Here is a 9,289-nt window from a genome sequence, read left to right as displayed (position 1 = left end):
TAATCTTCCTGTGTGATAAGCTCTTTTATTGTCGCATAGTAGATATTCTTAACGATCATCTTTTCTTTTCCTCTAACCTTATATTGACCTATATAGTCGATCGTGTCGACAATCCCTCCTGTTTCTTCCTTAACTTCCCTAATTGCAGCCTCTAATGCCATTTCATTCTCTTCTACTTTTCCACCGGGAAATTCATACCCGCGGTCAGAATGCTTTGTTAATAACCATTTATTTTGATAACGACAAACAACCCAAACATGCTTAGGATCGGTAGAAAACGGATGGTCATCAAAAGACAATACGACTTCATTGTGATAATAATCGATAAATCGATACATATAAAATCCCTCAATCTTTTTATTGCTAGGACCTTCCCTATTCATTCGGAAGCCTATTCGCAATATTTTATCAGTACAGAAATTCAAATCCGGAACTGATGTAGTTATATAAATCTTATCACAATGTTTTTTTCCTGTATAAGGTTAATCTTGTTCATTTATTTTTGAAATCAATCCTTGTGCTCTTATATGTTCCCTAGCTTCCTCATCACCGAGCTCATAAATCATTTGATAAATTTGTTCATTTGTTTGGTCGATCGTATCATTTTCACGGTCATAATGATATTGAACATACGGTGTATGTGCTCTAAAGAACCCTTTCCAATCAGCAGAATATACATTGTCAAATTTCTCTCTGAGCCTAGTAATTTCGTCGTCCGTTGCTTCAATCTTAAAATCCCATGGAGAAGCTGTACTTAATTGCGAAATTTCTCCAGTTGCTACAGTAACATAGTAAGTTTTTTTCATATTCTCCATCACGACATCTCCTTGTCTTATCCTTCTATTATTTTTTACGGCGATACATTTTATTATTCAAGACTAGTTTCATTTATCACTAATTAAATATTAAAAGGATAAGATTTGATGAAATTGCTTACGCTATCGATAAGAATGCTATGTGAATGGAGGTTCGGACATGTTCCGAGATTTAATTACCGGTATAGAATTACGAAAATTTCGAGCTGATGAGGAAGATGTAAATGCTTATGTACATGGAGCAGTTCAAAAAAAAGATAAGCAGGAGATACTTACATGGCTGAATCAATTATCACATGAAGAATTATCTACCATTGTCACGCCGTATTTAACGGAAAAAATGACAGAAAAACTATCTGAGGAAGAATTAGATGGTGAGTTGTAAATAAAAAAGGGGCTAAGATATTTAGCCCCAAACCAATTTGTTATTTGCCTAAGAAAGACTTCAGCATCCAATTATGCTTTTCTAAACTTTGGTGAATTGCTAGAAGCATATCACCTGTTGTTTCATCTCCTACTTCACCAGCAAGCTCCATACCTTGTTTTAATTCCTCTGCTAGCAAGGTGAAATCATCATGAATCGTTTGCACCATTTGTTCAGCAGTTTCGTTTCCTTCCGCTTCTTTGATTGAGGAAAGCTCTAAACATTCCTTCATTGTCGCTACTGGTGCACCTTGAAGAGCTAATAAACGCTCAGCTAACTCATCGATATGAAGAGCTGCTTCCGTGTAAAATTCCTCAAACTTTTCATGAAGTGTGAAAAAATTTGCACCTTTCACAAACCAATGATAATTATGTAGTTTCACATAAAGCACAGTCCAATTCGCTACTTGTTTATTTACTGTTTCAATTAGCTTGTCCGACATATGAATTCCTCCTTTAATCTTTCTACTAACCCTTACCCTTTATATCTTATACCAAAACATCCTATATTATCTACTTAAGATCATGATAAAATAAAGAGGACATAACATTTCGAAGTAGTCTTTGTTAAATGACAGAATACTTAAGGGACATCACCAGTTTTCCCTTCTGTCTTGAAAGTACTGGGATACATTTATATACTCTAAGCTAGGAGAAAGAAGAAGGAGTAAAAATGATATATGAGGCCGCCTTCTGTTTCACAAATTTTTTTAGTATTTGTAATGTAATTTGCTATTTTATAAAACGGAGAGGATTTTTTTGAAGACAATCTTTATTATTTGTATTATTATCGTCATTATCGTACTACTTTTAAGTGTTCTGACAACTAGTAAAGCATATCAATATAAACATACAGTAGACCCGATCAAAAAGCTAGATGACGGGTTAGACAATAATCAAAATGAGTCAAATGAAAAGAAATAAAAAATACTGGCAGTTGCCTAGTTTTAAGAAACAAGGGTTACTGCCAGCGTATTATAAAAAACTGTATTAATATTTCTCATACACATATGGTTCATCGGGTTGTTCAATCGACGATATTTCAGATACTTTGACATATGGGAGTGTCCAATCCTCATATGTTACAGTTGTTAGCTCCCCTTTTACTTTTACCCATTGGTCATCACCATATTTTTCAGCATTTGAAACAGTTGCTAATGTCCCATAAACAGATGCATCAGCTACACAGCAAGAAAGCCCAAACCGCGCAACAACGAACTGATTCTTTTCAAAATTATCTTCACGATAAACAAAGCCGATCATTTCCACTTCTTTTCCTACAAATTCCTCTGGATTCTGATCTAGAATTGTTGTCATCGCAATATAATTTTCCTCTGTTAAAGTGATCGTATCCATTTGGAGCATGCTTTGCTTTAGTTGTTCATAAAAATCTTCTGGACGTTCTTGAATTTCAAAGCCTTCCGGATGCTCGAGCGGTACATCTGGTATGTTTGAAGATTGAGATATAGTATCACCAATACTTTCATCTAGCTCATCTACGTATACTTCAGGATTTTGAATCGAATTTCCATTTTCAGCTGCAGTTTGCTCATTGTTTGTAATATTCGATTTAAAACCACGCTTCATAGCAACCGAACTATCCAAAACAATGTCTGGAAATAAAAAACCAGTAATAACGGGAGTAATAAACACAAAATAAATCAAACATGATCGTAAAGGGGATTGAGCGAAATGGTCTTCACCACAATCACAGATAATATTCCCTTTCTTTTTTGAGCCACTTCTCCATATTTGAATGACACCAAGTAGCAAAAACACAATAATTGCAAAATAAATAAACGGAAGCATTCTCGGTGCAATAAAATTTGTCATATTTCCTGTTAAAACTAGCTTTAACATAAGTAACGTAAACCCAATTAAAATAATCCCCTGTATATAAAAGTGAAATCGTTCACGTCCTCCATCATATTGTCCCACTTCTCTCCCCTCCTACTATAGGAAATAATATTGATATGCGATTGTAGATAAATAAACAACAACTGTCACAACTACCATGAACACGATAACAAATTTGGTCTTGAAAAACGCAAATAGCATAATTGTATTTTTCAAATCGAGCATTGGCCCGTAGACTAAAAAGGCTAAAAGTGATCCTGTAGTGAATGTCCCACCAAATGAAGAAGCTACAAACGCATCTGCTTCAGAACACAAGGAGAGAATAAATCCAAATCCCATCATAATAGCCGGGGACAAAAGCTCATTTGAACCTAGCTCCGTTAACACATTTCGGTCTAAAAACGTTTGGAAAAGACTTGCAATAAATGCACCAAATATCAAAAACTTCCCCATTTCAAAAAATTCATCACTTGCATGGAATAAAGTAGATTTCACTTTGTTCATTTTACTTTTTTCTTCTGCAACATCGATTAATTGTCCTACAAGTATCTCTTTTCTTATTTTTACTTGATTCTGATTTTTAAAAATTACGTATATAATTAAGCCTACAATTATCGAAAGGACAAAGGCCAATCCCATTCTCGCATAGGCAATATGGGTTTCTTCCCCAAAAGCATAATAAGTAGATGCGAAAACAATTGGATTTAAAATTGGAGCTCCTACTAAAAATACAACCCCTAGATGCAACGGCATTCCCTTTTTTATAAGCCTTCTAACAATCGGAACAATCGCACACTCACATACTGGAAAAACTGCACCTAACAATGCGGCAGGTAACAAAGCAATGAGCGCATTTTTAGGCAATGCTCGTTTAATAAAATCCTCTGATACGAACGTTTGGATGAGTGCTGAAACAAATACCCCTAATAAAATAAATGGGATCGCTTCAAGCAAAATACTTAAAAACATCGTATTTACCGTTAATAATTCTGAAGGGAGATCAAAAGAAAGGTTTTGAAAGTCAATAAATAAAAACAAATAAAAGAACAATCCTATTAACCCTAAGCCAATAACTTCTCGAAATAATGGAAGAACTGATTTATTCATGACAAAGTCTCCTATCACGATTTTTACTAGATATTCAAGTATACTAGAGTAGGTATAAGATTATGCTTAAAATTCTATATTCATGTATATTCACGTTACATCGAATAATAGAGTAAATATTTTATGCACGAAACAATAAAAAGAGGATTTATTCATTGATGTTAGCTGTCAAATTGCAGTATACTCTCAATATCGAGTAATGAGGGGAGATAATCATGACGAGAAAGATTGAATTACCACCAAAAAAAGAACGTCACAAGCTTTTCGGTTCCGTTGAACCCGGATTAAAGCTAAAGCCAACTGAAAAAGAAAAAATGCCTGATTTACAAAATACAAAAAAGGACTTCCTATTTACGATAGATGCTGTTGGAATTAGTAATGTAAAACAACCAATCATTATTGAATCTGAGTTAGAGCCAAATCAGCAAACAACGATTGCAACGTTTAAAATGACAAGTAAGATTTCCTATGATGCAAAAGGAACAAATATGAGTCGATTTACTGAGCAATTAGAAACATATCGACAAAATGGCGGCTTTATACTATCTATAAAAAACCTATATGATTTTACAAAGGAATTAGCAGAGCGTCTAAAGCAAAAGGATGCGAGCATTGAAGTAACTTTCCCTTGGTTTTATGAACGAAAAGGACCAAGCTCACAATTGACCGGTTTAAATCATTCTGAAGCAAAGCTCACAGTCCACTACGAAGAAGGAATTGGATTTTCGAGCTCTGCATCATTAACATGTGCTGTCACAACACTTTGCCCTTGCTCAAAGGAAATTAGTGAATATAGCGCTCATAATCAACGTGGCTATGTAACGATGAACGTTGAATTTACAGAAGACTATCACGAGGAAGTAGATTGGAAAAAAGCATTATTAGAAGCTGCTGAGACAAATGCAAGCGCGATGATACACCCTGTCTTAAAGCGTCCCGATGAAAAAATGGTCACAGAAACTGCCTATGAAAATCCACGCTTTGTCGAAGACATGGTTCGACTTGTTGCAGCAGATTTATATGAACTTTCCTTTGTCAAAGCATTTCAAGTAGAATGCAGAAACGAGGAATCAATCCATTTACATGATGCAATTGCAAGTTTAAGCTATCGGAAATAGTCCTAAACTTGTATATAAAGAAAAGAGCTTGTTTAGTTACAAGCTCTTTTCTTTTAGTAAAAACTTAATGCCTCTATGTTGTTTTAATGCTATCCCCCTTTGGTAGCATACCATTTATAAATAAATCTACAATCTGTTGAGCGAGTATGTGAGGCTCTTTTGAACCTGATAACAAATGGGTAGCTGTATAATGCTCGATAACACCGATAATGCACTCAGCAACAATTTCCATATCTAAATTATAACGAAAATACCCTAGCCTCTGTTCAGCTTCTAAATTAGACTTTACAATCTGTGTTAACTCATTTCTAATTTGCTTTGCATTTGGGCTAAGGAATAGACCAATTCGAGTTAAATCAGGATCTTGAACAAGAAATTGAAAAACTGATTCTATAATCATCACTATTCTTTTAGCTATATCGTTTGATTCAATTCCGCCTTCTAAACGAACCGACTCAGATAGTTTTATTATCTTTGATTGAAAGCTAGTTACAAGCTCCTCAAATACTGCATCTTTACTTGAAAAATATAAATAAAAAGAGGGTTGCGTTAATCCAGAGTTTTTTACAATTGTACTAACTTTTGTCTCATGAAATCCATTGTTTGCAAATTCACGGGCAGCTGCTTTAAGCAATCTACGCTTTGTTTCCCTCCCTTTCCTTCCTTTTGGCTCTGTCATTTCAATTCTCCCTTCACATAATACTAAACGAAAACATGATTTGTCGGTATTATTTCATCATCTTTCAAATGTGTCAATAAATGTCTGTATATAGAAAAAACCTTCCTCATCCACGAGAAAGGTCTAGACTTTGTTTTAAAAATTAATTTTCCCCTTTTGCTTCTTGTGGCTTTTCTTTAGACATGAACCAACCACCTAAAGCAATAAGTAACATCACTGCCCAGAAAATAGACTTCCATACAATTCCTTCTACAAAATCATGTGGAATAATATGAATAGCGTCATGAGCAAGTGTATGCATTAATAACTTAACCCCAACCCATCCAACAATTAACATAGCAGCTGTTTCAAGGCTTGGACGAGTTGTTAATAGCTTGACGAAAATAGCTGCAGCAAATCGAATGACGATAAGACCTGCAATTGCCCCGATAACGATGACAATAAATTTCGCACCATCCATTCCACCAATATTACCGATTGGCGTATCTGGTAAAGCGATAACTAGTGCAACAGCAGCTAAAATTGAATCAATCGCAAATGCAATATCAGCTAAAGCAATTTGTGCTACTGTCATACCGTAGCTTTTCGGCTTTTTTTCCTTTCCATCATCATGCTTTTTCGTTAAATGCTTAATACAGATGAAAATTAAGTATGCAGCTCCAATCGCTTGAACCTGCCAAACGTGGAAAAGAAATGAAATAATGAATATCGCACCAATTCTAAAAATAAAGGCTAATAATAAACCGATATTTATCGCTTTCTTTTGCTGTTCTTCAGGTAAATGCTTAGCCATTACAGCAAGTACTAATGCATTATCAGCAGATAAAAGTCCTTCTAACAAAATAAGAATTACTAACACCCAACCATACTCTAATAATAAAGATAGTTCCATCAATTTCCTCCTGATATAAAAAAATTAGTATTTTTAATAAAATTTGCGGATAATTTTGTGATATTTATTTCTTATTATCTTTCTTATTATAAGCAAGGTAATAAGAAATAATCGTCACTTTTTCCTACAAATATTACTAGCAATTTTCGGGTATTATCTTCAAACAATAAGATTACTACTAATCTATTGATTAGCTTACTTTTCTAATGTTAATCAGCAAATTCAATAATTACAAGAACTATTTTTCTTATCTTTTACAAAATCACCAAATCTATCATGATTTTCCTTCAAATCATACAAAAACACCAAATTTAACCAATTATAATTTCGTAATTCAGTATATCATTCGATCGTCTCCTCCTAACTTAAAGGGGGAAGTTTCTAATGAAGAGGCTTATAAAAATCTACAATCAAAAAAAAAGAATGAAATCTAAACAAATCAATTTCATTCTTAACGTTCGTTTCATTAAAAATTTTCAAAAAATCTCCTTATAACATCGGCACCACCAATAAAGGTTCCTAATGAGCTTCCTATGTTTGATAGGACAACAATAAGTAAGATTCGACTAACTTTATTTCGCCAAAAACCTTTCACAGTAAAAACATCCTCAGATAATGTTTCGAAATCCTTTACACTTGGTCGGCGCACATATGCCTGTGTTATCCCAGCAAACCATCCCGCCGCTAGAATTGGATTTAAAGAAGTGATAGGTGCCGCGGCAAAAGCAGTTAAGATCGTTAAAGGATGTGCTAAAGCCAAGGCTGCCCCAATTGCTGATAGAGAACCATGCCATAAAATCCAACTCATAGTCTGAGCCAGACCCGCAGATGGATTCGCAAAGAACGTATACACAATTAACGCTAAAATAAGCACTGGGATACTCCAACCGATGATTTTTGGAACATTTGATTTTGGTGGTACTGTATTCAAGCTTGCAAGATCATGTTCTTTCTTAATTTCCTCTTTAATACCAGGAACATGCGCTGCCCCTAATACTGCAACAATTTTATCTCCAGGCGCATCTTTAATTTTTTGCGCAAGATATTGATCACGCTCATCAATTAATGGCTTTTTCAACCTCGGGAAGCTTTCAGTAAATTCATTTAATACCGCATTAATGGTATCCATATTTTTCATTTTTTCTAGCTCTTCTTCTGAAATGCTTTCCTTACTGAAAATACTTGCTATGATTTGGCTGAGAAGTGATAGCTTCCCTTTAAAGCCAATATTCCCCCAAACTCGAGAGAATGTAATCTGAATATTCCTGTCAGCTAATACAAGCTTAGCACCTGTTTCCTTTGCTGACTCAATTCCTTGAATCATTTCCTGACCAGCATTAATCCCAAATTGCTTTGCCATCCTGTTTTGAAAAGAAGAAATAGCAAGATTAATTAATAATAAGGATGCCTTCTTTTCTTTAATCACTTGAACGATATCCATATCTTTCCACTTATTACCTTCACGAATGGATTGATACCTTTGTTCATCCAATTCAACACAAACAGCATCAGGATTTTCTGCCTCAATAACTTGTTTAACCTGCTCTGCACTATGCTTAGACACATGTGCTGTGCCAATTAATATGTATTCTTTTCCATCTAAATGCAATCTTGTAATATTTTCCTCGTCCATAGGTACCTTCCTTTATAGACCAGATTAGTGAACCCTACTACCATTCATAATACCCATTTCATTATAGCATGACTAGAATTCCATCAAATAGTTCTATTAGCTTTCTGTTCTGTGCATATGTTTGCATAAAAGACTTACTATAGCTCGTACAAATTACATATGCAAAAAGGAGCTATCTCAACAAAAATAGGGTTAGACCCTTATGAGACAGCCCCCAACTAGACTTCAAATTTTTAATTATCCAAATACTTTTGCTAATTCAGCTTTATCTTGTTCAAGCCAGAAACGCATTAATCGCTTTGCACCATCTAAATCATGGAGCTTTGCTTGACCACATTGTGTTTCATTTGCTGCAGGAATTTCTGTTACTTCAACAGCTGATTTCATTGTGTCTTCTAATAAATCAATTATTTCTGAAACCTCTGGTCTGCCACTCACAACTAAATAGTAGCCAGTTTGACAACCCATTGGCGAAATATCAATAATATCAAAATGATCATATTTTTCTGCATGTTCACGAATGTTAAACGCTAATAAATGCTCTAGCGTATGAATAGTATCAGGCTTCATTGCCTGTTTATTTGGTTGACAAAAGCGAATGTCGAATTTATTAACCTCGCCGTCACTTCCTACCTTATGAACTCCACAATGACGTACATATGGAGCCTTTACTGCATTATGATCTAATTCAAAGCTTTCAACTGAAGGCATACTATCACTCCTATAGTAAATTTCTCAATTTATTGTACCATATGAATCATAAAA

The 9,289-nt window shown here is 34.6% G+C and carries 12 protein-coding genes; 3 read left to right on the top strand and 9 right to left on the bottom strand.

Annotated features, from left to right (window positions below; genetic code table 11):
• Together ytkD and HU235_RS09985 are read right to left on the bottom strand one after the other, a co-directional pair.
• Positions 1–338, bottom strand: a 338-nt coding sequence (ytkD, locus tag HU235_RS09990; RefSeq protein ID WP_174880131.1) for an RNA deprotection pyrophosphohydrolase, incomplete at its 3' end; no start/stop codon positions are given.
• Between the two features lie 144 nt (positions 339–482).
• Positions 483–806: a hydrolase gene (locus tag HU235_RS09985; protein ID WP_170944414.1), complete on the bottom strand. Its 324-nt coding sequence runs from the start codon at positions 804–806 to the stop codon at positions 483–485.
• 169 nt (positions 807–975) lie between these two features.
• Here HU235_RS09985 and HU235_RS09980 point away from each other — a divergent pair, with 169 nt between their 5' ends.
• Positions 976–1,200, top strand: coding sequence for a DUF6154 family protein (locus HU235_RS09980; RefSeq protein WP_095301723.1), 225 nt, complete (start codon positions 976–978; stop codon positions 1,198–1,200).
• Positions 1,201–1,240: 40 nt separating this feature from the next.
• Here the strand turns inward: HU235_RS09980 and HU235_RS09975 are convergent, their stop codons facing one another.
• Positions 1,241–1,681, bottom strand: coding sequence for a Dps family protein (locus tag HU235_RS09975; RefSeq protein ID WP_095301724.1), 441 nt, complete (start codon positions 1,679–1,681; stop codon positions 1,241–1,243).
• Positions 1,682–1,997: 316 nt separating this feature from the next.
• Between HU235_RS09975 and ytzI the strand changes: the two genes are divergently transcribed.
• The gene (ytzI, locus tag HU235_RS09970) at positions 1,998–2,162 is read left to right on the top strand and encodes a YtzI protein (protein WP_174880130.1); all 165 of its coding nucleotides are present in this window, start codon (positions 1,998–2,000) and stop codon (positions 2,160–2,162) included.
• Between the two features lie 66 nt (positions 2,163–2,228).
• Here the strand turns inward: ytzI and HU235_RS09965 are convergent, their stop codons facing one another.
• Positions 2,229–3,176: a TIGR03943 family putative permease subunit gene (locus tag HU235_RS09965; protein WP_174880129.1), complete on the bottom strand. Its 948-nt coding sequence runs from the start codon at positions 3,174–3,176 to the stop codon at positions 2,229–2,231.
• Positions 3,177–3,191: 15 nt separating this feature from the next.
• On the bottom strand, positions 3,192–4,202 hold the full coding sequence (locus tag HU235_RS09960; RefSeq protein WP_145581757.1) for a permease: 1,011 nt from the start codon (positions 4,200–4,202) through the stop codon (positions 3,192–3,194).
• Positions 4,203–4,417: 215 nt separating this feature from the next.
• Here HU235_RS09960 and folE2 point away from each other — a divergent pair, with 215 nt between their 5' ends.
• On the top strand, positions 4,418–5,320 hold the full coding sequence (gene folE2 / locus HU235_RS09955) for a GTP cyclohydrolase FolE2 (RefSeq protein WP_174880128.1): 903 nt from the start codon (positions 4,418–4,420) through the stop codon (positions 5,318–5,320).
• A gap of 73 nt (positions 5,321–5,393) precedes the next feature.
• Here folE2 and HU235_RS09950 read toward each other — a convergent pair whose 3' ends face one another.
• The 4 genes from HU235_RS09950 to HU235_RS09935 all read right to left on the bottom strand — a co-directional run bounded on the left by HU235_RS09950 (position 5,394) and on the right by HU235_RS09935 (position 9,235).
• Complete coding sequence (locus HU235_RS09950) at positions 5,394–5,999, bottom strand: TetR/AcrR family transcriptional regulator (protein ID WP_174880127.1); 606 nt, start codon at positions 5,997–5,999, stop codon at positions 5,394–5,396.
• A gap of 142 nt (positions 6,000–6,141) precedes the next feature.
• On the bottom strand, positions 6,142–6,891 hold the full coding sequence (locus tag HU235_RS09945) for a TerC family protein (RefSeq protein ID WP_095302412.1): 750 nt from the start codon (positions 6,889–6,891) through the stop codon (positions 6,142–6,144).
• Between the two features lie 466 nt (positions 6,892–7,357).
• Positions 7,358–8,524, bottom strand: coding sequence for a TraB/GumN family protein (locus HU235_RS09940; RefSeq protein ID WP_095302413.1), 1,167 nt, complete (start codon positions 8,522–8,524; stop codon positions 7,358–7,360).
• Positions 8,525–8,761: 237 nt separating this feature from the next.
• A complete protein-coding gene (locus HU235_RS09935; RefSeq protein WP_095302414.1) occupies positions 8,762–9,235 on the bottom strand; it encodes an S-ribosylhomocysteine lyase in 474 nt (157 codons plus the stop codon).
• Between the last annotated feature and the right edge of the window lie 54 nt (positions 9,236–9,289).

Origin of the sequence: Metabacillus niabensis (genome assembly GCF_902829255.1) — a bacterium.
In the GTDB taxonomy this organism is placed as follows: Bacteria; Bacillota; Bacilli; order Bacillales; family Bacillaceae; genus Metabacillus; species Metabacillus niabensis.
Note: the sequence above shows the minus strand (reverse complement) of the source record. Positions and strands in the feature narration are given on the sequence as shown.